This window comes from Streptomyces sp. Tu6071 (assembly GCF_000213055.1).
Lineage (GTDB): Bacteria > Actinomycetota > Actinomycetes > Streptomycetales > Streptomycetaceae > Streptomyces > Streptomyces evansiae.
The window spans coordinates 4722369-4745230 of sequence record NZ_CM001165.1; the positions used below are offsets into that span (position 1 = coordinate 4722369).

Sequence of the window (22862 nt, forward strand, 5' to 3'; positions counted from 1 at the left end):
GTCACCCGGCCGTCACCGGAGCCCCCCGCGTACCGGTGGCAGGAGGCGGGGAGGAGCTGCGGCGAACTCGCCCAACTCCCCCGGAAAACCCGGCCTCGGCACGTATCGTGAAAGAACGGGGACCGTACCGGACGGCTCGGGACCCGAAACGGACACAGGTGATCACGGTGGGGGGCGTTGTGGACGACTACGCGGGGCGTGTGCTCGCCGACCGCTACCGGTTACCGCTGGACGCCTCCGCCGAGGAGGGCGCGGGCCCGGCCGCCGCCGGGCGGGCCTTCGACACGTACAGCGGCCAGGAAGTCAGCCTCCAGCGCATCCCGTTGCCCGACGTCGTCGAGGGTGAACTCCCGGGCCAGGACCCGGCCTCCGGCGCCGGGGACCCGTCCGGCGATCCCGTCGTCCGGCGCGCCCTCGACGCGGCCCGCGCCGCCGCCCAGGTCCCCGACCACCCGCGCCTCAACCAGGTCTTCGACGTCTTCGCCGAGGGCGACGCGCTGTGGATCGTCAGCGAGTACGTACCGGGCCGGACCCTCGGCAGCCTCCTCGCCGAACGCCCCCTCAACCCCTACCGCGCCGCCGAGGTCGCCGCCGACGTCCTCACCGCGCTGCGCGCCCTGCACGCGGGCGGCTGGGTCCACCGCAACATCACCGAGCACACCGTCCTCCTCGCCGAGGACGGTCGCGTCGTCCTCGCGGGCCTCGCGGCCGGTGCCGCCCAAGAGGCGCTGTGCGGCTACGATCCCGTCCCCCCGCGCTCCGCCGTCGAGGACGGGGCGGGCCCCGAGGGTCCCCGGCCGCGCGGTGTCATAGACGCCTCGCCGTACGGGGGCGGCTGGGGGAGCGGGGGCCCGGCGGCCGGTCCCGGCGCTCCCGCGACGGCCGGTCCCGGCGGGTACCCGGGTACGGGTACGGGGCCCGGCGGCGGTGCGCCCGCCCCCCGGGCCGGGGGTGCCCCCGGTTCCGTACCGCCCGCCTTCGTGAACCGTCCCGCGCCGACGCCCCCGGCGCTCGCCGCCGGTTCCGCCGATCCCCGTGCCGCGCGCGCGGGGGCCATCGCCGCCTACCGGGCCGGGGCCAGGGCCGCCGCGCGCGCCCAGGCCGAGGGCGGGCCGGGCGCCGCGAAGCCCGCACCGGGGCAGTCCGCCGAGCCCACGGGCGCGTCCGAGCCCGAGGCGCCGGGCCGGATCAGCGACCCGTACGGGGTGCGCGAGCGGCAGAGCGCCACCCCGCGCGAGCAGCCCCCCGCGCATCCGGACGACCCGCAGGCCCCCGGGGCCCCGCAGGAGCCTCAACTCCCGCCCGACTCCTGGCACGGCGCCGCCCCGCGCACGGGGAACACCCCCGGGCCCGCTCCCGAGGCCGTGCCCCCGTTGCCCCTGCCGCCCGAGTACCGGCGCGGGCCCGCCATGGGCCCGAGCGCCCCCGTACCCCAGCGCCTCGCCCCGCAGCCTCCCGCGCCGCGGTTCCCCGTACCGCGGCAGGACGAGGCGCCGGGCGGCCCCCAGGCCCCCGATCCGCACGAGTCGCGTCACCCGTACGACGAAGCGCACGCCCCCGCACCGGACGCCCCGGACGCCCCGGACGCCCCCGCCCCCTCGGCACCCGGCTGGGACGCTCCCGTTCCCGGGTACGGGCCCGGCAACGCCGTCGCGGCGGAGCGGGCGCGGCAGGTGCGGATGGTCGTGGTCGGGCCCGTCACCGAGCGGTGGTCGCCCGAGCAGGCCGGGCCCGTGCGCGGGACGTGGCAGCTCGCGGCGCCTGTCGGCCCGGCGACCGATCTGTGGGCGCTCGGCGTGCTGCTCTTCCGCGCGGTGCAGGGGCACGGCCCGTACCCGGAGGAGAGCACCGCCGAGCTGGTCCACATGGTGTGCGCGGAGGCGCCCGCGTTCGCCGAGGAGTGCGGGCCGCTGCGGCCCGTCGTGGAGTCGCTGCTGCGCCAGGACCCCACCGAGCGACCCGACTTCGAGGAGCTGCGGGGCTGGCTGCGCTCCCTCGTACGGTCCGCGCCCGAGCCGGACGCGGGCGCGCACCTCGTGCCCGCGCCGGCCTTCGACCCGGCCGCGCTGCCCATCAAGCGGCGGCGCGGAGAGCTGGTGCGGCGCAAGCGGCGCCCGAAGAAGGCGGCGAAGAAGGCCACGAAGCAAGCGGTGGCGCCCGCCGAGCCCGCGCGGCCCCGGCCCGTACCGCCCGTCCCGCGCAGCCACCGCAGGGCGCGCGAGGCCGAGCCCGCCGAGGAGACGACCCCGCTCTACGGCCTCGCCGCCGCGTACTCCCCGCCCGAGGCGCCCGGCAGTGCCCGTACCGCCTCGCGCGGCAGCCGTGGCCGGGGCGCGGCCCGGACCCGTGACAGCCGGACCGCCGGGCGTGACAACAGGCGCCCGCGCGCCCCGCGTTCGCTCGGCCGGACGCTGCTCGTCGCGGTGTTCGTGCTGCTCGCGGGCACGATCGTGTACGCGATGGTCTTCCTGCCGAAGGCGGACGAGAACGACCAGGCGCGGACGGGCTCCGAGCTGAGCCACGCGCCCGGCTCCCTGGAGAAGCCCGCCCCGACTACGGCGGCCCCCGCCTCCTCGCCCGCCGCGCAGCCGGAGGAGAAGCCGAAGGAGGACCAGCCCGAGAAGGAGAAGAAGCCCTCCGGGCCGAAGCTCCCCGCCGGTTTCGTCCTCTACAAGGACCCGGCCGGTTTCCAGCTCGCCGTGCCCAAGGGCTGGACCCACCACGCGCGCAACCCGCAGGGGCAGGTGCGGTGGACGCACGGGAGTGACGAGCTGATCGTCGTCCCCGGGCGCGACTCCGTCACCGAGTTCGGCAACGACCTGCTGCGCTACCAGCGCGAGTCCGAGCCCGAGACGCGGCCCTTCCGCGAGTCGAGCTGGGTCACGTCGACCGGGATGCGCGAGATCGAGGAGGGCGGCCGGAAGATGGCGGAGGGGCAGTTCACCTGGCCGGGCAACGACGGCGATGTCTTCGCCAGGAACATGGTCATGGCCGTCAACGGCAAGTACCACGTCCTCCAGTTCCGTGGACTCGACGCGAACCGCGACGACGTCAGCCGCTACTACGAACAGGCCCTGGCGACGTACCAGGTGAAGTGAGCGGCGGCGGGGCGGGAGGAGGCTGGGGGCGGGGCTCCCGGTGGGCCGGGCGCGTGGCCTCTCGGTGGGCCGGGTGCGCTGAGCCTTCTGGCGCGCGGGGTGCTGGGCCTCTGAGCGGGCCGGGCGCTGGCCTCTGGCTGGCCTCTGGCTGGTCTCTGGGTGGGTCGCGCGCGCTGGGCCTCCTGGCGGCCCGGGTGCGTGGCCTCCGTGTGGGCCGTGTCGTCCCATCCGGGAACTTCCGTGTCGTTCCGCGCGTTGTGGTCCCCAGGGGGACGTACCTCCATGTAAGGGACACCCCTAGGGGATCTCCCCCACCCCCGCCTTCACCCCACCCGCCCCAGCTCACCCCCCACCTCGCCACCACTCACTGGCAGATTCGTGGAAGCCCGGTGGAAAGTGTTACCGGCGGGTACCCAAGACCGGCCCGAAGTCGTACGCTCACGCCCATGACGGACACGCACGCCTCGGCGGCACCCACCGGCCCCGCGCCGCAGGCCATCGGCACGAACCCCCAGGCCCCCGTACCGGAGGGCGTCCGCGCGGCGGCCGACGTGGTCACCCCCGAGGTGCTCGCTCGGCTGCTCAAGGGTGTCGGTGGCTCGGGACGTACCGCGAACCACACGCCGTTCGGCGGCGGGGTGCTCGCCGAGCTGCCCGAGGCGGGCCCCGAGGACGTCGAGGCCGCCTTCGCGCGCGCCCGCGCCGCGCAGGTGCCGTGGGCCGCGACGCCCGTCCGCGAGCGGGCCGCCGTCCTGCTCCGTTTCCACGACCTCGTCCTCCAGCGCCAGGCCGAGATCCTCGACCTCGTCCAGCTGGAGACCGGCAAGGCCAGGCTGCACGCGCACGAGGAGCTGCAGGCCGTCGCGATGGCCGCGCGCCACTACGGCCTCAAGGCCCCCGCCTACCTCAAGCCGAAGCACCACCTCGGTGCCGTGCCGACCCTCACGCGCGTCACCGAACAGCGCGTGCCGCGCGGGGTCGTGGGCCAGATCGCCCCGTGGAACTACCCCTTCGAGCTGTCGGTCGGCGACGCGCTGCCCGCCTTCGTCGCGGGCAACGCGGTCGTCATGAAGCCCGACACGGAGACCGCGCTGAGCGCCCTGTGGGCCCGTGAACTCCTCATCGAGGCCGGGCTTCCCGCCGACGTCTTCCAGGTCGTCCTCGGCGAAGGGCCCGCCGTTGGCCCCGAGGTCGTCTCGCGCGGCGACTACGTGTCCTTCACGGGCTCCACGCGCACGGGCCGCGAGGTCGCCCGCAGCGCGGCGGGCCGGCTCATCGGCTTCTCGCTCGAACTCGGCGGCAAGAACCCGATGCTGGTCCTGCGCGACGCGGACGTCGAGAAGGCGGCGGCCGGAGCGGTCCGAGCCTGCTTCGCGTCCGCCGGTCAACTCTGCATCTCCATCGAGCGGTTGTACGTGCACGAGTCGGTCGCGGACGCGTTCGCCGAGCGGTTCGTGGCGCGCGTCAAGGCGATGCGCCTCGGCACGGCGCTCGCGTACGGGGCGGACATGGGCTCCCTCGCGGGCCCCCGCCAGCTCGCCGCCGTCACCGCGCACGTGGACGAGGCCGTCGCGAAGGGTGCCCGCGTCCTCGCGGGCGGCGTCGCGCGACCCGACCTCGGCCCGTACTTCTACGAGCCGACCGTGCTCACGGACGTCGAGCCCGGCATGGCGGTGTGCGCCGACGAGACCTTCGGGCCCGTCGTCTCGCTCTACCGCTTCACCGACGAGGACGAGGCGATCGCCCGCGCCAACTCGACGCCGTACGGGCTCAACGCGAGCGTCTGGACGAAGGACGCGAAGCGCGCCCTCGCCGTCGCCTCGCGACTGCGCGCGGGAACCGTCAACGTCAACGAGGGGTACGCGCCCGCCTATGGCAGCGTGCGCGCCCCGATGGGCGGCATGAAGGAGTCCGGGGTCGGCCGCAGGCACGGCTCCGAGGGCCTGCTGAAGTACACCGAGCCCCAAACCATCGCCCAGCAGCGCCTGTTGCCCATGGGCCCGTCCCTCGGCATGGACGACGCCGCCTACGCGGCCTTCATGAGCCGCAGCCTGAAGGTGATGAAGGCGCTGCGGCTGCGCTGAGCCCCGGCCCCCACCCGACGCCCACCCCCACCACCCACGCACCAGCGGCTTTCGACGAGGAGGGCCCATGCCACGGGACAGCCATGCCACGCCACGTGACGGCCACGGCACACCACCGAACGGCCACGGCGCGCCACCGGACACCGAGGCCACGTACCAGGATGCCCAAGTACACTCCACGGGCGGCGAGTCGGGCGGCTACGACTACGACGTCCTCGTCATCGGCTCCGGCTTCGGCGGCGCGGTCAGCGCCCTGCGGCTCACCGAGAAGGGCTACCGGGTGGGCGTCCTGGAGGCGGGCCGCCGCTTCTCCCGCGAGGAACTGCCGCGCAACTCCTGGGACGTCAAGAACTACTTGTGGGCGCCCGCGCTCGGCCTCTTCGGCATCCAGCGCATCCACCTGCTCGGCAACGTCATGGTCCTAGCGGGCGCCGGGGTCGGCGGCGGCTCGCTCAACTACGCGAACACGCTCTACGTACCGCCGCGCGCCTTCTTCGAGGACCCGCAGTGGAAGGAGATCACCGACTGGGCGGGCGAGTTGGAGCCGTACTACGCCCAGGCCCAGCGGATGCTCGGCGTGCGCCTCAACCCGACCGTCACGCCCTCGGACGTGCACCTCAAGAACGCCGCGGAGGCGATGGGCGTCGGCGACTCCTTCCACCTCGCCCCGGTCGGCGTCTACTTCGGCGACGGCGAGGACGGCGACGGGAGCCGGAAGGCGGAGCCGGGCGCCGAGGTGCCCGACCCGTACTTCGGTGGCGCGGGACCCTCGCGGCGCGCGTGCACCGAGTGCGGCGAGTGCATGACCGGCTGCCGCCACGGCGCCAAGAACACCCTCAACGAGAACTACCTCCACCTCGCCGAGAAGAACGGCGCCGTGATCCACCCGCTCACCACCGTGCGCACCCTCACCGAGGACTCGCGCGGCGGCTTCGCGGTCGGCACGCTGCCCACCGACAGGCCCCGCAAGGGCGCCCACCGCGTCTACACCGCCCGCCACGTCGTCCTCGCGGCCGGGACGTACGGCACCCAGACCCTCCTGCACCGCATGCGCGACAGCGGTCTCCTGCCCCGCACCTCGGCCCGGCTCGGCACCCTGACCCGGACCAACTCCGAAGCCCTCGTCGGCGCCCAGACCACCCCGCGCCGCTACCGCTCCGCACACGGCGGGGAACCCGACTTCACGCGCGGCGTCGCCATCACCTCGTCCATCCACCCGGACGCCAACACCCATATCGAACCGGTCCGTTACGGCCGCAGGTCGAACGCCATGGGCGGTCTCACGATCCTCCAGGTCCCCTACGCCGAGAAGCTGCCCCGCGCCCTCGGCTGGCTCCTCAACTCAGTCAAGCACCCTGTTCTGGCAGGCCGTTCGCTCTCCAACCGCCGTTGGTCCGAGCGCACCATCATCGGCCTCGTCATGCAGTCGCTCGACAACTCCCTGACCACGTACCGGCGTCCGCGCGGTCCGGGCAAGGGGCTGCTCACCGCGCGCCAGGGCCACGGCGCCCCCAACCCGACCCAGATCCGCGCGGCCACCGAGGCCGCCTCGCTCCTCGCGCGCGACATCAACGGCTTCCCCGGCAGCAACATCGGCGAACTGATGGGCACCCCGCTCACCGCCCACTTCCTCGGCGGCTGCCCCATCGGCGCCGACCCTGACCACGGCGTCATCGACCCGTACCACCGCCTCTACGGGCACCCGGGCATCTCCGTCGTGGACGGCTCGGCGGTCTCCGCGAACCTCGGCGTCAACCCGTCCCTCACGATCACCGCGCAGGCCGAACGCGCGATGTCCCTGTGGCCCAACAAGGGCGAGAGCGACCCGCGCCCCGCGCAGGGAGCGGCCTACACGCGCCTCGCCCCCGTCGCCCCGCACACCCCGGCCGTCCCCGAGGACGCCTTCGCCGCCCTGCGCCTGCCGTTCCTGGGCATGCCGAAGGTCCGCGCGGGCGCGGTTCGCGACGAGGCCGCGGTACGGGACGAGACGGCCGTACGCGAGGCGGCAGCCGTACCCGACGAGACGCCCGTGCCCGACGACGCGCCGTGACCCCCGGGGTGGCCGGCCGCCCGCCACGGTGACCCCGCGGCGGGCGGCGCCCCGTACCCGTACCCGGTCAGACGGCCGCGTCCCCCCGGCGCCGCACCGCGAACACGACCCCCGCGCCCGCGAGCACCGCGATCCCGCCCGCGAGACCGAGCACGGGGAGCGTGCCGTCCCCGCCGGTCGAGGCGAGGCTGCCCGTCGACGGGCTCGCGGACGGGCTCGCGCTCGCCGACGCCGCCGTCCCGGGCAGCGGCACGGAGCCCCCCTGCGTCGGCTTCGTGCCCGCCGTCCTCGTGCCCGGTGCGACGATCTGGAAGCCGTAGCCCCCACTGCTCACCCGCAGGCACTCCGGGTCGTCGGCCCCGTCGTAGACACCCGCGCCCAGCGTGAAGGCGCTGCCGACCGGGGCCTTCGACGTGACGTCGAGGCGGAGCTCGTACGTCAGCTTCTCGTGCGGCGCGAGGTCCTGGCCGGAGCCGAGGAAGTCGAAGGACTCCTCGTCGAAGGCGAGCGGCTCCCACGCCCCCGTCCCGGGGTTCTTCGCCTGGAGCGCGACCTGCCCCCTACGGAAGATCCTCAGCCCCTCCGCGTCGCCCGAGACGCCCGCGAAAGCCACCAGGTTGTGGACGGGCTCGCTCGTCTCGTTGACGAAGGTGAGCGCGAAGGGGTGCCAGCCGCTGCCCCTCACGAGCTTGCCCGGCAGACCGGAGAAGGCCACGAGCACGGCCGCGTCGTCCTCCTCGCCGACCTCGCAGGAGTCGCCGTCGTCGGTGGGCGAAGTGCTCGGGGAAACGCTGCCGGACGGGCTCGTGCTCGGACCGCCGGAGGCCGGGGACGTGGGTGGGGACGAGGCCGGGGAGGGGGACGTCGAGCCGGTCGTCCCGGGAGCGGGCCCCTCCGGCGCCGACTCCGTGACGGTCGCCGCGGGGGGCATCTCGGGGGTCGTCTCCGCGGACCCGGGGGTTTCCGCGGACCCCGGGCTCTCCTCGGGCGTCGTCGTGTCCGAAGGGCTCGACCCCCGCGTCGTGCCGGGCGCGGGGCTCTCGGTGTCCGCGAACGCGGTCGGCGCGGTGAGCAGGGCGAAGGGGGCGAGCGCGGTGGTCGCTGCGGCCGTGACCAGGGCGCGACGGAGCTTCATGGGACCTCGACAGGTGGTGGACGGGGCGGTGTCGAGGGGGAAGACCGGTGGAGCGGGGCAGGCGTTGTGGCGAAGATCACGACAGTGGTGTGAGGTCTGCCACGTACGGACCGCGCGCCGCGACCGCGACGCGCCCCGTTCCGTGTGCGGACAGCGGAAGACCCCGCGGCGGGCGGGGTGCCACGGGGTCTTCGCCTGCGGTGCCGCCAGGGCGGTGGCGGCACCGGGGGAGCGGCGCCGAGGGGGGGTACGGCGTCGCTGGTCTGGAATTGTCCGGAGGTCCATGAAGGGCATCCGGTACTCAAGTATGCGCTGTCGGCACGGGACGGTGCCGACCGGGACGTACGAGACCTTAACGGTCCCCTCGCGGGGAGCCGTCGAGGCCCGCCGTGTGCGGCCGGGCCCGGGCGTCCCCGGGACCGGCCGCCGCGTGACCGGGCCGGCTGTCCCCTGCCGTCCGGTCACCGCGCTGAAGCGAGGTCCCACGACGTACCGCACAAGGCGTACGTCTCATCGCTCCAGCGAAGCCACGCGTGGTGTTGCGGTCCCGCACCTGGCCGATGCGGTCAACGGGACAACGACGCCCACGGCCGACTGGTCACGCACCGGTGACGGCCAGTTCGCCAGTTCCCACACGGCCGCAACCCTCGGACTGTCTTCGGCCGCACGCCTCGGGCCGTCCTCCGGCCGCACGCCTCAGCCTCGCTCCCGGCCGCGCGCCCCGGCCCCGCCCGCAGCCGCCTGCCTCAGACCCGTCCGCGGCTCAGTTCCAGCAGCGTCATCGCCAGCGTGGTGCCCTGCTTCCCGAGCGCGTCGCGGTAGTGGCTCAGGACCTCCATCTCGCGCGACAGGTTCACCCGTCGCCCGCCCGCCTCCACGCGCGCCTTCTGCACGACGGCCGAGACGGCGGAGCGCTCCTGGATGAGCCCGATGATGCGGTCGTCGATCGTGTCGATCCGCTCCCGCGCGTCGGTGATCATCCTCTCGTGCTCGGGGATGGACCCGGTGGGCGCGGTGGAGGGCTTGCGCGCCCAGCCCTGGGGGGCGGCGACGGGCGCGGTGCCTGCGGCGACGGGCGCGGTGTCGGGGGTGCCGGTGGTCTCGGGGAGGCTGGTCATGGCAGGTGGCTCCTTCGGTGCCGGGGCGGGTGGGCCCTGGGTGAGGGGGACGGATCGTCCGTGTCGTCTGGTCGGGGTCGGTCGGGTGAAGGGCCCCGGGGCGACCAGGTCCGGCAACGCAGAACGCCCCGGGCCTTGTCGGCCCGGGGCGCCTGGTTACGTCGCTGTGCTCAAGCAGCACGACCATGGCAGCCGGCGGGCCGGGTGCCATAGGTAAAGAGGAAGTCGTGGTGCGTGATCACGGAGCCAGTATCCCCCCTCCTACCCGGCCCCCGGAGCGCGGGGGCCGGCACCCGCCTGATCTGCGGCGGAATGGGTGACATCCGTCCCCCGTTAGACTCAGTGGCGAGGCACCGTGCCGTCCGGGGGGAACCCGACAGGCCCGCCCCGGGCGCCGCCCGGGACCCGTACCCCGTGCACCGGCGCCTTGTCCCGACTCCGCATCCCCGCCGGAAGGCCGCCGCAGTGCCCGTGTCCCCCGCGTCCGACGCCGCCCCCGACACCGTTCTGGTCGTCGACTTCGGCGCCCAGTACGCCCAGCTCATCGCCCGCAGGGTCCGCGAGGCCCGGGTCTTCAGCGAGATCGTCCCGAGCGACATGCCCGTCGCCGAGATGCTCGCCAAGAACCCGGCCGCGATCATCCTGTCCGGCGGCCCCTCCTCCGTCTACGCCGAGGGCGCGCCCTCGCTGGACGCCTCGCTCTTCGAGGCCGGTGTCCCGGTCTTCGGCATGTGCTATGGCTTCCAGCTCATGGCCACGGCGCTCGGCGGCACCGTCGACAACTCGGGTGCGCGCGAGTACGGGCGTACGGAGCTGAGCGTCAGCAAGCCCGCCTCGACCCTCTTCGAGGGCACCCCCGCGGAGCAGCAGGTCTGGATGTCGCACGGCGACGCCTGCTCCGCGGCCCCGGCCGGGTTCGACGTGACGGCGTCGACCTCGGTCGTCCCCGTCGCCGCCTTCGAGAACGACGACAAGAAGCTCTACGGCGTCCAGTACCACCCCGAGGTGCTGCACTCCACGCACGGCCAGCAGGTCCTGGAGCACTTCCTCTACCGCGGCGCCGGCATCGAGCCGAACTGGACGACCGGCAACGTCATCGACGAGCAGGTCGAGGAGATCCGCGCCCGCGTCGGTACGAAGCGCGCGATCTGCGGCCTGTCCGGCGGGGTCGACTCCGCCGTGGCCGCCGCGCTCGTGCAGCGCGCGATCGGCTCGCAGCTCACCTGCGTGTACGTCGACCACGGCCTCATGCGCAAGGGCGAGACCGAGCAGGTCGAGAAGGACTTCGTCGCGGCGACCGGCGTGCAGCTCAAGGTCGTCGACGCCGCCGACCGCTTCCTCGACGCGCTCGCCGGGGTGAGCGACCCGGAGCAGAAGCGGAAGATCATCGGCCGCGAGTTCATCCGCGTCTTCGAGCAGGCGCAGGCCGAGATCGTCGCGGAGAACGCGGCGGACGGCGCCGACGTCGCCTTCCTCGTGCAGGGCACCCTCTACCCGGACGTCGTCGAGTCGGGTGGCGGTACGGGCACGGCGAACATCAAGTCCCACCACAACGTGGGCGGCCTGCCCGAGGACCTGGAGTTCGAGCTCATCGAGCCGCTCCGCAAGCTCTTCAAGGACGAGGTCCGCGCGGTCGGCCAGGAGCTGGGCCTGCCGGAGGAGATCGTCCAGCGCCAGCCCTTCCCGGGCCCGGGGCTCGGCATCCGCATCGTCGGCGAGGTCACGCGCGAGCGCCTCGACCTGCTGCGCGAGGCCGACGCGATCGCCCGCGAGGAACTGACGGCCGCCGGTCTGGACCGCCAGATCTGGCAGTGCCCCGTGGTTCTCCTCGCGGACGTCCGCAGCGTCGGCGTCCAGGGAGACGGCCGCACGTACGGCCACCCGATCGTGCTGCGTCCGGTCTCTTCCGAGGACGCGATGACCGCCGACTGGTCCCGCCTCCCCTACGAGACCCTCGAACGCATCTCGACCCGCATCACCAACGAGGTCGCCGACGTCAACCGCGTCGTCCTCGACGTCACGAGCAAGCCGCCGGGGACGATCGAGTGGGAGTGACCCTCTAGCGAAGCCGGCCGCGGGAGGGCCGGTGGGGGGCGGGGCTGCCGGGAGGCTCCCCGGTAGGGGCGGGTCGTCCAGCCCCTACCGGGGAGCCTTCCGGTCTTCAGGCCGGGGCTCCCCGGCCTCCCCGCGGACCGGACTACCGCCCGAGGTCCGCCCCGAACCGCGCCCCCTCGTTCCCGGTGCGCCCCAGGTCACCCGGGTTGACGGCCCACGCCCCGCTCGTGGCCCCCTTCGGCAGCACCCACACGGCCCCCGAGTCCTTGGAATCCGTGTCCTCCCCGGGCGCTCCCACGACGAGCGACGTCCGCCCGTTCGCGGCGATGTCCCGCAGCGAGACCGCCGAGCCGAACTCGTCGCCCGCCTCGGAGACCCCGGGCACTCCCTTCGAGTCCTGGGTGACCGCCGTCGCGCCCTCGCCGGTGAGGCCCTTCCAGGAGCCCTTCAGCAGGACGACGGACCCCGCGTCGTCCAGGTTCTTCCCGCCGCGCCGGAGGGCCTCGCCCGGCACCCCGACCGCGACGTCCGCGCATCCGTCCCCGTCCACGTCCCCCACCGCGAGCGAGGCACCGAACGCGTCGCCGTCCTCGTTGACGCCGGGCACGCCCTTCGTGTTCTGCGTGATGGTGCTGACCGGCTTCCCCGGCCCCGTCTCGGACCCGTACAGCACCTGCACGGTCCCGTGGTCGAAGTCCAGCTCCTCGACGAGCCCGTCCGGCACGGCCCGGATGACGAGGTCGTCGACGCCGTCCCCGTCCACGTCGCCCGCCGCCATCGCTCCCGCGATCGCGAGCTCGCGCGAGGTGGTGCCGAGGCCCTTCGCGCTCCCGGTCCACAACTGGCTGGGGTGGCCCGCCTCCTCGAAGGAGTGCTCGGTGACGACATCGCTCCTGCCGTCCCCGTTGAAGTCCCCGGAGACGATCTCGTCGGGCGCGAAGGTCTCCTTCGTGTTCAGCTTCGCGGTACGCGCCGGGGCGCCGCCCCGCGTCAGCGGCCCGTACGCGACCGTGAGCCGCACGTCGCCGGGACCCTCGGGCCCCGCGGCGATCAGGTCCACGTGCCCGTCCCCGTCGAAGTCGCCCGCCGTGAGCCCGGAGTCGAGAGCCGCCCCCGAGACGAGGGTCGGCTTGGCCGCGTAGCCGGAGCCCGTGCCCCAGTACACGGCGACGCCGCCGCCGTCCTCGTTGTCCCGCTGCACGGCGAGGTCCTTGCGGCCGTCGCCGTCCAGGTCACGCACGACGGGACGCGCGCCCGGCAGCTCGCGGTGCGTCGCCGGGTCCCCCTTCGTCAGCACGCTCACGTAGTCGCCGCCCGGAGCTGTGACAACGATGTCCCCGGGGAGCGCGGAGCCGGCCTTCGGCGCCGCTCCGGCGGCGGGGGCGAGGACCAGCGGGGCCGTGAGCAGCGCGGCGACGGAGGCGCAGCGCAGGGCGAAAGGGAGCCGGACGGACATGGGTTCCTCCAGGAGCGAGGCGGTTTCCCGCGTGCGGGATGTGGCGTACGTACTTTGCGGCGTACGTACTTTCAGATGCGCGGCGAGCAGCAGAAGTTGGGGAGGAAATGTGTCTCTTGGGTGGTGTTCGGGTGACGTGGGGGGCGTGCGGCGCTCCGAGTGCGCCGGGTGGAGGTGCCCGGGTGCGGCCCCGGGAGGGCGCGGCTGTCTCACGTAAGGCACAATTCCCGTACATCACAGCAGAGTTCGGCGCACCCGCCGGTGAGCGGGACGGGGGTCCCGTGGCCGCGTACCGGCGGGGGCTCGCGAACAGGGACGGGGACGGGCCGGTGGCCGTACAGCAGGACACGAGCAGGGAGCGGCACGAGGGCGGCTGCACCTGCGCGGACTGCCCCGCGGGCGCCCGCAACGGGCACCAGCGCGCGGTCGCCGCGTTCGTCCGGCGGCGCGAGGAACTCGCGGACGGCAAGGGCCTCCCGGCCGCCGTCGCGCACTCCGCGGGCGCGAGCCGCCAGTGGGTCTCCGACGAACTCGCCGAGTCCGCGCGCCTCGTCGCCGAACGCGGCCGGAGCGAACGCCTCTCCTGGCTCCACCGCTTGCGCCCCGCGACCCTCGTCGCCCTCGGCGCGATCCTCCTCGCCCTCCTCCTCGTGCAAGGCCTCACCGCGCTCGGCGCCGGGTGGACCACCGCCCGCAGCGCCGGTCTCGTCGCCGCCGTCCTCCTCGCCGCGCTCCTCGCCGTCGCGGCCCACTTCCACCGCGCGCGCGGCGGCCTCCTCGCACCCGTCGTCGGCGAGGACCAGCGCCTCTCCACCTCGCGCACCGTCGCCGCCTGCTGGATTCTGTTCAGTGTCTACGCGGTCCTCGTCCTCGCGGGCGAACTCGCGGGCGCCTCCGGCCACGACCGCCGCACGGAACTCCTGGACGGCCTCGAACTCGGGCGCGGCGTCGGCCTGCTGACCGTCCTCGCGGCGAGCTGCGCGGTCGCCGTGCTCGTGCACTACACGGTCGGGGTACGGGTGCGGGGGCGGCGCCTGCAGAAGGTGCGCGCCGACCGGCCGCGCGCCGCCGACCTGCTCACCGACGACTCCGGGCACGGCAGCTTCACCGACAGCCAGTACGTCCTCGTGCACGCCGCCGCGCTCGTCTTCTGCGCCGTCCGGCTCGCCCGCCGCCCCGAGCAACTCCCCGACCTGCCTTGGGCGCTCGCCGTCCTCGCCCTCGTCTCCGCCGCCACCTACCTCGCGGGCAAGGCCACCGAGGGCGGCGGCCCCGTCATCCACTCCGTCGTCCGCACGCGCGAGGCCGGCGACCTGGACGCCCCGATCCGTACCGGCGACGACATCGAGATCCGCGGTGCGGGCTTCCTCCCGGCGGGCGCCGAGACCCCGCAGGCCCTCGTCCGCATGGCGGTCCGCATCGGCCAGGTCCAGGTGCACGTCCCGCTCATCCCGGTCCCCGGCGGCTTCACGAACCCGACCGACACCCTCCTCACCGTCCCGATCCCCGCCGAGGTCGAACCGGGCCGCGTCACCGTGCAGGTCATCACGGCGGCGGGAGTGGAGAGCAACGAGGCGGGCATGGACCTGGTGGACTGACGACGAGCCGCGTACGGGCGGTAACCGGTAGCCCGGCGGCGGCCCGGGTCAAGTGGTTGCGTACGACGGCGATTCGGACACGAACTGAACCCCGAATGCCCGCAGGGGAGTTACGCTCAGTGGTGTGAATGCCGACATGGACCACGCCCTCCTGGAGTGGCGCGCCAACACCAGCACGAACGCCGCCACCTTCCCCGTCCACCTCCACGCGCCCACGAGCCCCGGCACCTGGGACGCGACCCTCACCACCCCGGACGAGGACACGGCAGAGGTCCTCGCCTTCCTCCTCGACACCGATCCCTGGTTCACCCTGCTCCGACCCGGCACCCCACCGACCGAGGTCAGGGTCACGTCCTTCGACGGCGTGACCGCGCTGCGCCTGACGGCGGGCGGCGCGGGGGACGGCGCGGGCGTGGGGGACGGCGCGGGGGGCGCGGTTTAAGGGGAGTTGTGTGCGGGGGAGCGGGGGAGCGGGGGCGGGTGTCGGGGGATAGGTGGGGCCGGGTGGCGGGCGGGGCGAGGAGAGGCGGGTGGCGGCCGGGGTGAGGAGAGCCGGGTGAGGCTCGTGGTCGGCCCGTCTTGGGCCCGTACCCGTGGTCGGCCCTGGGCCCGGCCCGGATTTCAGCCCGGTCCTTGTACCGGCCTTGATGTCGGCCCCGGTGGGGCGGACGGGGTGCGTTGATGGGGTGGGCCGGTGGCGGACGCTGCGGGCGGTCGGCCCGCGCGCCCGGCGCGGAGTCGGGCGGGCCGGAGCGGGTGTGACATGTCGGCTGTCGCGCGCCGGATGGGGGAGCGGCGGCAGCCCGGAGGCGCGGTGCGTGAGGGCGGTCGGCGGCACGGGGATCGCCGGTTCCCGCAGGAGCGACCGCTCGCGATAATGCGGGACATGACCCCCTCCTCTCCCAGCTGGACGACCGTGGCACGGCTCGACGCGGAGCGGATGGTGGACGCGCTGCGCGGGCAGGGCGTACGGCTCTCGATGGAGGGGCCCTGTCCGGGCGGCCAGGTCGGGGCGGCGTACGTGCGGTGGGAGGAGGACGGGCGGCGCGGGGTGCTGAAGTGGCGGCCCCGCAGTTCCGTCGGAGAGGCACGAACCGGACCGCTCGCCGTCGTCGAGGCGCTGCGGGAAGTCGGCTATCCCGCCCCCGCCACCGACCTCGTCACCCAGGTCGGCGACGCGGTCGTCACCGTGCAGGAAGTCCTGCCCGGCACGGGCGTCGACCGCCTCACCCCCGCGCACCTCGACCAACTGCTGCGCCTCAACGAGACCCAGGCGGACCGCCTCGCGGGCCGCCCCCACGTCCCCGCCGCAGCCCTCCACCTGCGCGACGACGGCCCCGGCTTCTGCCTGCACGAACCGCTGCGCCGCCACAGCCCCCGCACCGCCGCCCTCGAACGCCGGATCTCCGCCCTCGCCGACCGCTACCCGCCTCTTCTCCCCGGCAACGACGCCGTCCACTACGACTTCCACCCCGGCAACCTCCTGGCCACCGGCCCGGACATCACCGGCGTCATCGACTGGGACGGCGCCGCACGCGGCGACCGCCGCTTCGACCTCGTCACCCTCCGCTTCGGCCTCCAGGCCGCGAACGCCTCCCCCGCCGTCACCGACCGCCTCGACACCGTCCTCGCCACCCTCCCCGACCACGTCCTCACCCCCGCCTGGGCCCACATGAGCCTCCGCCTGACCGACTGGACCCTCCGCCACCCCACCCCCACCGGCCCCACCCCCTGGCTCACCCTCGCCGACCGCTACCTCCCTTGACCGCAACCCGTGCGCGACGCCGCACCAACGGAGACCTTCGGCCCGTTCGGCTCTCGGCCGAGGGCGGCGCCCTGCGGCGATGGCTCGCCCCGCCTCGGCCGGACCGCCGACCGTGAGGCGCGCGCCCTGTGGTGTGGGCGTGCCCAGTGGTGTGGGCGTGCCGAGCGGTGTGGGCGTGCCCTGCCCCGGACCTCGGGCTGCTCGACCGGGAGGCGCCCACTCTGCGCTGTGGGCCCGCCGCCCCGGCCCCCAACTCCGGCCGTTCGACCGGGTGGTGTGCCCCATCGGACGAGGTACGTACACCTCGGGCCGGCACCCCGGCGATAGCCGAGCCCCGCTCAACGGGGCCTGCCCCCTGCCCCGGCCTGCCCACCCGGGAGCCGCAGCCCGTCATCGGGTGAGCCGGTCAGCCGCCCCGACTTCGTCGGCTGGCGCGCGTCCAGCCCCGGACGGGCTCCGAAGCGAGAGGCGTGCCCTGCCGGTGTGGGTGCGCGCCCGGCCCCGGCCCTCCCGTCCGGAAGGCTCACCCCGCCAACAGCGCCGCGCTGCCCCGGCCCAATCCGGAGCCGCAACCCGGCCCCCGGCCGAGCCGGTCGGCCACTCCAACAGCGCCTGCTTGCCCGCACCCTGCCCCGGCCTGCCCGTTCCAGACGCACGGCCGCGTCCACGCACGGCCGCGCCTCGCCCGGCCGACCCGATCCGCCGCTCCGCCCTCCCCTGCTACTCATCCAGCACTGCCCCACCCGGTCAAGAGTCACTCCGGAGTGCGTAGGGTCGAGCGCGGTGCGCTGCGCGGTGCGAGGTTCCGGCGGTCGCCGCTCCGTTTCCTCCCGTGTCCCCCGAAAGGCGGCGAACCGATGACTTCCGGTACTCCCCTCCTCCCGTCCGGCCCCGGTGGCGGGGTGGGCAATCTGCCGGACGGCGGCCTGCGGGCGCGGCTCGGGCGGTACTCGCTGCTTCCGCTGCGGGTGTTCCTCGGCGTCACCTTCGTCTATGCGGGTATCGACAAGCTCACCGACAGCGCCTTCCTCTCCTCCTCGGGGAACGGTTCGCTCGGGGACCTGATGCGGTCCGTGAAGGGGAGCGCCGGCGTTCCGGCCCTCGTGGATCTCGCCCTGCACAGCCCGGTCGGCTTCGGCTACGCGCTCGCCATCGGGGAACTCCTCGTCGGTCTCGGCACCCTCCTCGGGGTCTTCGCCCGTGTCGCCGCCCTCGGCGGCGCGGTCATCTCGCTCTGCCTGTGGCTCACGGTGAGCTGGTCGGCGACGCCCTACTACTACGGCAACGACCTCGTGTACCTCATGGCCTGGCTCCCGCTCCTGCTCGCCGGGGCCCCGTACCTGTCCTTCGACTCCTTCCGTTCCGGACGCCGCAGGGCCGTCTTCCGCAACGGCGCCTTCGGCAACACCTGGAAGCGCTGAGCCCCCTCGCCTTCACGAGCCCTCCCGCGTTCACGAGCCCCCTCGCGTTCAGCCCGCCGGTGGTGGGTCGTCGGCCGCCGGTGGTGGGTCGTCCGCCGGGTCCGCGCGGCGCCGCCGGGCGCGCCGCACCCCGTACCCGAGCAGGCCTGCCACCGACGCGAGGACGAGGGCGCCGGCCGCCAGCGGCAGCACCGTCCACCACGGGATGTCGTCGGCGCCCGCGAGGTCCGCGAGGTAGAGCCCGGCGGCGAGCAGGAACGCCAAGCCCAGGACGAGGCGCGCGGGGCGGAATTCAGTGCGCACGATTCACCACCAGCTCCCCCAGCTCGACCCGTGCCCGAAGTACGAGCGTCCCCTCGCGCGGGGCACCCTCGCGCGCCGGGAGTGTCCGGTTCCGTTGTTCGTCGAAGGCACCGTGGACCCGGTTCTTCGCGTAGTCCGGCAGGCGCAGTCCGCCGAAGCCGATGTCGGAGCGCAGCTCCACCTTCGTCCCCGCCGGGACGAGCACTTCGAGGCGGCCCGCCTTCACCTCGACGTCGGTACGCACGGTGTCGTCCTTCCCGAAGGGCACGTCCCGCAGGTCGAGCGAGCCCGTGCCCGTTCCCACGCGGTACTCGGAGCGGACCCCCGTGACCGATGTGGGCCGCCAGTCCGCCGTCTCCCACTCTGTGGTGATGTCCCTCGGGAGCGCCGCCGAGGCGGCGAGGAGCCCGCAGGTGATCAGGGCGAGCACGACCGTGCCCCCGCCGATCCTGCCCACGAAGGCCCCCACCGCGAGCCCGATCCCGAACACGGCGAGGGCCAGCGAGAGACCGAGCACGAGGCTCGACCTCAGCGGCTCGCTCTCCCACGTGGACGCCGCTCCCGCGACCCCCGCGACGAGCGCGGCAAGGAACGTCCAGCCCCCGATCCCGTACCGCCGTGCGCGGGAGCCGCCGTCACCAGACGCCACCGGGGGCACGGGACCGGTGGGGCCCTCACGGTCGTCTCCGCCCGGGTGCGGCGTCTCGGCCCCGCTCGTCGCCGTCCCGCCGTCCTTCGTGAGCGAGACGTACACGTCGGGGGTGTACTCGGGCGGCCCCCACAGGTACACGCGTGCGGCGAGCGCCTCCTCCGCGGCCGTCGGCGCCTGCTCGCGCCACCAGGCCGGCGCCATCCGCACGGGCGGGGCCTGGGTCTCCGGCGGCGCGTCGGCCGTGACCCGCTCCGCCGGGGCGTCGGGCCCCGCCGCGCTCTCGCGCCGCCGCGACCAGTACCCGGCACCCGCCGTGAGAACGAGCACCAGGGCGGAGAAGAAGAGGACGTCGCCGTCCCCGAGCGTCGAGAGGAAGACCCCGCAGCCGACCAGGACGGAGAGCAGCGCGGCGAGCCCCGGCCCGGCGACCTGCCCGGTGAGCATGCGGCGGCCCTCGCTCTCCTCCTCGTCGTCGAAGGGGACCACGAGCCACACGACGCCGTACGCGATGAGCCCGACGCCGCCCGCGACAGCCAGGACGGAGAGCACGACACGGAAGATCACCGGGTCGACTCCGCACTGCCGGCCCAGGCCCGCGCACACCCCGCCCAGCACCTTGTGCCGGCGGTCGCGGCGGAACCCGCTCCAGAAAGGCGGTGATCCGCCCGCCTCGGTGGGCGGGGGCGGCGGCTGAGCGCCGGTCCGGAAATCTCTCATGCGTTCATGGTGACGGCCCGGAACCCCCTCGGGCATCAGGGATCACCCTGAAAGAAACCCTGAGACGACCCTGATACGGACACCTGCGCGGCGATGGCAGGCCGACGGGCCGAGGAGACGCCAATTGCCCTGCCGGGCAACGGAGATGAGGGGCCTGTTGGCAGAAGGTCGATTTTCGGCGTTTCTAGGGGAAACCTCAGGGTTGTTCTAGGGGAGAACCCTGATGTCAGGCGTGTTCTCGCGTGTGAGGATCGAAGCATGTCGGAAGCCACCTCGGTACCCAGCGCACCGGACCGGCCTCCGCGCAAGCTCTATCGCAGCGGTGAGGGCCGCCTGCTGGGAGGAGTGGCGCGAGGTCTCGCCGGACACCTCGGGCTGCCCGTCTTCTGGGTGCGCGCCGCCTTCATCGGCCTGCTCCTCGTCAACGGGCTCGGCACCCTCCTCTACGCGGCCTTCTGGTTCTTCGTCCCGCTCGGCGTCGGGGGAGTCGACGAGCCCGGCGACTCCGGGACGCGCGGCCGGGTCCCCTGGCGTGCGCGGGTCGCGAAGAGCACGGCGCGGGACCGGGGCCAGCTCATCGCACTGCTGCTCATGCTGGTCGTCGCGCTCACCTACGCCGCGAGGACGGACATCGGGGAGACGGCGCGCGGCTATCTCGTGCCGGGCCTCCTCGTCGGCGCGGGCGTCGCGCTCGTGTGGCGGCAGGCGGACAACGCCCGCCGCGCCCGCTGGGTCGAGATCGGCCGTCGGCGCCGCACCCTCAACGTGCTGCGCGCGGCGGCAGGCGTCGTCCTCGTCGGCACGGGCGTCTCCGTGATCATCGTGCTCCAGGGCTCGGCGCAGCACCTCGGTTCGGCGTTCCAGGCAGCTCTTGCCGTCCTCGTGGGGCTCGTCCTCCTCGTCGGCCCCTACCTCATCCGGATGACACAGGACCTCTCCGAGGAACGCCTCATGCGGATCAGGGCGCAGGAGCGCGCCGAGGTCTCGGCGCACGTGCACGACTCCGTCCTGCACACCCTCACGCTGATCCAGCGGCACGCGGAACGACCACAGGAGGTGCGGCGGCTGGCCCGTGCCCAGGAGCGGGAGCTGCGCGAGTGGCTGCGGCGCCCGGAGGGCAGCGGGCGGGACGAGCAGGAGGAGCCGACGCGGCTCGCCGACGCCGTGCGCAAGGCGGCTGCCGAGGTGGAGGACAAGCACGGGGTCCCGCTGGAGGTCGTCATCGTCGGGGACAGCGAACTCGACGACGCGCTCTCCGCGATGATGCAGGCCGCGCGGGAGGCCATGGTCAACGCCGCCAAGTACGGTGGCGGCGGCGAGGTGCAGGTGTACGCGGAGGTGGAGGCGGGGCAGGTATTCGTCTCCGTGCGGGACCACGGTCCCGGCTTCGATCCGGAGGCCGTCCCGGCGGACCGCATGGGGGTCCGGGAGTCGGTCGTCGGCCGGATGCGGCGCAACGGAGGACGGGCGAAGATCCGTCCGGCCCCCGGCGGGGGAACGGTGGTGGAACTGGAAATGGAAAGGCTGCGGGATGAGTGAACCGACGGAGACGGGTCCGGGGCAGGAGCGGGCCGCGGATGTGGTGCGCGTTGTGCTCGTGGACGACCACCGGATGTTCCGTGCGGGGGTACGGGCGGAGATCGATCATCCGGGGGAGCACCGTGTCACGGTGGTCGGGGAGGCCGCCGACGCGGACGCGGCGGTGCGGAGCGTGCGCGAGCTGATGCCCGATGTGGTGCTGCTCGACGTGCATCTGCCCGGCGGCGGTGGGCTATCGGTGCTCCAGCGGTGCGCCGATCTCGTCATGGACACCGAGCGCCCGGTGCGCTTCCTCGCCCTCTCGGTCTCGGACGCCGCCGAGGACGTCATAGGAGTGATCCGGGCGGGCTCGCGGGGCTATGTCACCAAGGCGATCAACGGCACCGAGCTGGTCGCGGCGATCCATCGCGTGAACGAGGGCGACGCCGTCTTCTCGCCACGGCTCGCGGGCTTCGTGCTCGACGCGTTCTCGAACAACACGGTCCCGCCCGTCGACGAGGAACTCGACAAGCTCACCCAGCGCGAACGCGATGTGCTGCGGCTCATCGCGCGGGGACACTCGTACAAGGAGATCGCCAAGGAACTGTTCATCTCGGTGAAGACGGTCGAATCGCACGTGAGCGCGGTGCTCCGCAAGCTTCAGCTCTCCAACCGGCACGAGCTGACCCGCTGGGCCGCCGCCCGCCGCCTCGTCTGACTGACTCGGGGCGGACGCGGCCCGGTGGCACGAGGACCGGCGACGGCACGGCGACTCGGGCGGCGACCGGCGCGGCGCGCGATGGCGGCGGGCTCGGGCCGGAGGCGGGCTGAGTACAGGGGCCGGCTCAGTACGGCGGCGGCTGGCTCGGCATGGCGGCTGGCTCGGCATGGTGGCGCGCTGGGCATGGTGGCTGGCTCGGCACGGTGGCAGGCTCGGTATGGCGGTCGGCGCGCCACGGCGATCGTCACGCCACGGCAGCGGGCAGGCCAGGGCAGCGGGCGGGCCACGGTGACGAGCACGCCACGGCACCGGGACACGCCACGGCTGCGGGCGCGACCGCCAGGCTCGCTCCCGGCCCGGCGCCCCCGCACTCCCGTCGTCTCATCGGCTCATCGGCGGAACCGTCCCACCCGTCGGCTCATGGGCGGGACCGCCCACCCATCGGCTCACGGGGGGAATGGTCCCCCCAGCGAGCGCGCCGTCCAACCCGCCCGCCTTGTGCGCCGTCCCGCCGCCTGCACGCTTACCCACCGGCCCGCGAGCGCCCCGCGTCCCACCGGCTCATGAGCGCCCCGTCCCACCCGCCCGCGAGTGCCCCGTGGTGCCCGCATAGGGTCGGCGTCATGGACGTCCTCATCAATGTCTTCGTGGGCCTGCACATCATCGGGATCGGCGCGTTGCTCGGCGGGTTCCTCACGCAGATGAAGGCGATGGGCGCTGGAACGGCCCGTTTCACGCCGGCGATGCTGCACGGTGCGCTCACGATGCTGGTGACAGGGGCGGTCCTCGTCGGTCTCAATCAGGCTCAGGACTACTCGCTCAACAACACGAAGATCGGCATCAAGCTCGCCTTTCTCATCGTGATCCTGGCGCTCGTGTACGTGAAGCGGGACGACGAGCGCGTGCCGAAGCCGTTGTTCGGCGTGGTGGGGGCGCTCACCGTCGCCAACATCTTCATCGCGGTCACCTGGCACTGAGCCGGGACCGGTTGTCGGTGGCGGTCCGTACGCTCGCGGCATGACCGCTGACGATGACGAGTGCCCCGGGGGAGACGGTTTCGCCGGGGAGCGTGAGTCGCCCTTCGCGTGCGTGGCCGGGCTCGCCCGTTCCCGCCACGCGTGCCGGGCGGCCCGTGGACGGGGGCTGCGCCGTTGAGCTCGCCGCCTGAGGG

General features: G+C 74.2%; 17 protein-coding genes. 12 read left to right on the forward strand and 5 right to left on the reverse strand.

Translation table 11 applies throughout. From position 1 onward, the window contains the following. The first annotated feature begins 179 nt into the window (after positions 1–179). From STTU_RS19865 to STTU_RS19875, 3 genes are all read left to right on the forward strand, one after another. Entirely contained in the window at positions 180–3098 is a 2919-nt protein-coding gene (locus STTU_RS19865; RefSeq protein WP_043255767.1) for a protein kinase domain-containing protein, read from the forward strand. Positions 3099–3544: 446 nt separating this feature from the next. Then, the gene (locus STTU_RS19870; protein ID WP_007826116.1) at positions 3545–5182 is read left to right on the forward strand and encodes a succinic semialdehyde dehydrogenase; all 1638 of its coding nucleotides are present in this window, start codon (positions 3545–3547) and stop codon (positions 5180–5182) included. Positions 5183–5249: 67 nt separating this feature from the next. Next, positions 5250–7232 carry a GMC family oxidoreductase N-terminal domain-containing protein gene (locus STTU_RS19875; RefSeq protein WP_007826118.1) on the forward strand — a complete coding sequence of 661 codons (1983 nt, stop codon included), beginning with the start codon at positions 5250–5252 and terminating at the stop codon, positions 7230–7232. Between the two features lie 67 nt (positions 7233–7299). Here STTU_RS19875 and STTU_RS19880 read toward each other — a convergent pair whose 3' ends face one another. Both STTU_RS19880 and STTU_RS19885 read right to left on the reverse strand, forming a co-directional pair. Continuing rightward, positions 7300–8367, reverse strand: a complete 1068-nt coding sequence (locus tag STTU_RS19880; RefSeq protein WP_043255769.1) for a hypothetical protein — start codon at positions 8365–8367, stop codon at positions 7300–7302. 746 nt (positions 8368–9113) lie between these two features. Beyond that, entirely contained in the window at positions 9114–9485 is a 372-nt protein-coding gene (locus STTU_RS19885) for a chorismate mutase (protein WP_007826126.1), read from the reverse strand. 471 nt (positions 9486–9956) lie between these two features. Between STTU_RS19885 and guaA the strand changes: the two genes are divergently transcribed. Beyond that, the gene (gene guaA, locus STTU_RS19890; protein ID WP_010268194.1) at positions 9957–11540 is read left to right on the forward strand and encodes a glutamine-hydrolyzing GMP synthase; all 1584 of its coding nucleotides are present in this window, start codon (positions 9957–9959) and stop codon (positions 11538–11540) included. A 142-nt stretch (positions 11541–11682) separates the two neighbouring features. Here guaA and STTU_RS19895 read toward each other — a convergent pair whose 3' ends face one another. Beyond that, positions 11683–12996 (reverse strand): FG-GAP-like repeat-containing protein, encoded by a 1314-nt coding sequence (locus tag STTU_RS19895; protein ID WP_043255772.1) that lies wholly within the window; start codon positions 12994–12996, stop codon positions 11683–11685. A gap of 329 nt (positions 12997–13325) precedes the next feature. On the opposite strand from STTU_RS19895, the gene STTU_RS19900 reads away from it, so the two are divergent. From STTU_RS19900 to STTU_RS19915, 4 genes are all read left to right on the forward strand, one after another. Next, positions 13326–14594, forward strand: a complete 1269-nt coding sequence (locus STTU_RS19900; RefSeq protein ID WP_043257560.1) for a hypothetical protein — start codon at positions 13326–13328, stop codon at positions 14592–14594. Positions 14595–14718: 124 nt separating this feature from the next. After that, the gene (locus STTU_RS19905) at positions 14719–15036 is read left to right on the forward strand and encodes a hypothetical protein (protein WP_052862389.1); all 318 of its coding nucleotides are present in this window, start codon (positions 14719–14721) and stop codon (positions 15034–15036) included. A gap of 444 nt (positions 15037–15480) precedes the next feature. Further along, a complete protein-coding gene (locus tag STTU_RS19910) occupies positions 15481–16359 on the forward strand; it encodes a phosphotransferase (protein WP_007826136.1) in 879 nt (292 codons plus the stop codon). An 857-nt stretch (positions 16360–17216) separates the two neighbouring features. Beyond that, on the forward strand, positions 17217–17780 hold the full coding sequence (locus STTU_RS19915; protein ID WP_009066133.1) for a DoxX family membrane protein: 564 nt from the start codon (positions 17217–17219) through the stop codon (positions 17778–17780). Between the two features lie 48 nt (positions 17781–17828). On the opposite strand, the gene STTU_RS19920 is transcribed toward STTU_RS19915, so the two are convergent. Together STTU_RS19920 and STTU_RS19925 are read right to left on the reverse strand one after the other, a co-directional pair. Beyond that, a complete protein-coding gene (locus STTU_RS19920) occupies positions 17829–18083 on the reverse strand; it encodes a hypothetical protein (protein WP_010268171.1) in 255 nt (84 codons plus the stop codon). Then, entirely contained in the window at positions 18073–19452 is a 1380-nt protein-coding gene (locus STTU_RS19925) for a PspC domain-containing protein (protein ID WP_043255775.1), read from the reverse strand. The genes STTU_RS19920 and STTU_RS19925 overlap by 11 nt, the downstream gene beginning before the upstream one ends. 258 nt (positions 19453–19710) lie before the next feature. Here STTU_RS19925 and STTU_RS19930 point away from each other — a divergent pair, with 258 nt between their 5' ends. From STTU_RS19930 to STTU_RS34705, 4 genes are all read left to right on the forward strand, one after another. Next, positions 19711–20991: an ATP-binding protein gene (locus STTU_RS19930; protein WP_007826144.1), complete on the forward strand. Its 1281-nt coding sequence runs from the start codon at positions 19711–19713 to the stop codon at positions 20989–20991. Continuing rightward, positions 20984–21688: a LuxR C-terminal-related transcriptional regulator gene (locus STTU_RS19935; RefSeq protein ID WP_009066127.1), complete on the forward strand. Its 705-nt coding sequence runs from the start codon at positions 20984–20986 to the stop codon at positions 21686–21688. The genes STTU_RS19930 and STTU_RS19935 overlap by 8 nt, the downstream gene beginning before the upstream one ends. A 626-nt stretch (positions 21689–22314) precedes the next feature. Then, on the forward strand, positions 22315–22668 hold the full coding sequence (locus tag STTU_RS19940; protein ID WP_007826148.1) for a hypothetical protein: 354 nt from the start codon (positions 22315–22317) through the stop codon (positions 22666–22668). Positions 22669–22708: 40 nt separating this feature from the next. After that, positions 22709–22846: a hypothetical protein gene (locus STTU_RS34705; protein ID WP_158678802.1), complete on the forward strand. Its 138-nt coding sequence runs from the start codon at positions 22709–22711 to the stop codon at positions 22844–22846. Positions 22847–22862 lie beyond the last annotated feature (16 nt).

Coding starts and splice junctions, on each gene's coding strand:
- STTU_RS19875 (WP_007826118.1), top strand. CDS start 5,250: ATGCCACGGGACAGCCATGCCACGCCACGTGACGGCCACGGCACACCA.
- STTU_RS19880 (WP_043255769.1), bottom strand. CDS start 8,367: ATGAAGCTCCGTCGCGCCCTGGTCACGGCCGCAGCGACCACCGCGCTC.
- STTU_RS19915 (WP_009066133.1), top strand. CDS start 17,217: ATGACTTCCGGTACTCCCCTCCTCCCGTCCGGCCCCGGTGGCGGGGTG.
- STTU_RS19870 (WP_007826116.1), top strand. CDS start 3,545: ATGACGGACACGCACGCCTCGGCGGCACCCACCGGCCCCGCGCCGCAG.
- STTU_RS19925 (WP_043255775.1), bottom strand. CDS start 19,452: ATGAGAGATTTCCGGACCGGCGCTCAGCCGCCGCCCCCGCCCACCGAG.
- STTU_RS19940 (WP_007826148.1), top strand. CDS start 22,315: ATGGACGTCCTCATCAATGTCTTCGTGGGCCTGCACATCATCGGGATC.
- STTU_RS19930 (WP_007826144.1), top strand. CDS start 19,711: ATGTCGGAAGCCACCTCGGTACCCAGCGCACCGGACCGGCCTCCGCGC.
- STTU_RS19895 (WP_043255772.1), bottom strand. CDS start 12,996: ATGTCCGTCCGGCTCCCTTTCGCCCTGCGCTGCGCCTCCGTCGCCGCG.
- STTU_RS19885 (WP_007826126.1), bottom strand. CDS start 9,485: ATGACCAGCCTCCCCGAGACCACCGGCACCCCCGACACCGCGCCCGTC.
- STTU_RS19935 (WP_009066127.1), top strand. CDS start 20,984: ATGAGTGAACCGACGGAGACGGGTCCGGGGCAGGAGCGGGCCGCGGAT.
- STTU_RS34705 (WP_158678802.1), top strand. CDS start 22,709: ATGACCGCTGACGATGACGAGTGCCCCGGGGGAGACGGTTTCGCCGGG.
- STTU_RS19910 (WP_007826136.1), top strand. CDS start 15,481: ATGACCCCCTCCTCTCCCAGCTGGACGACCGTGGCACGGCTCGACGCG.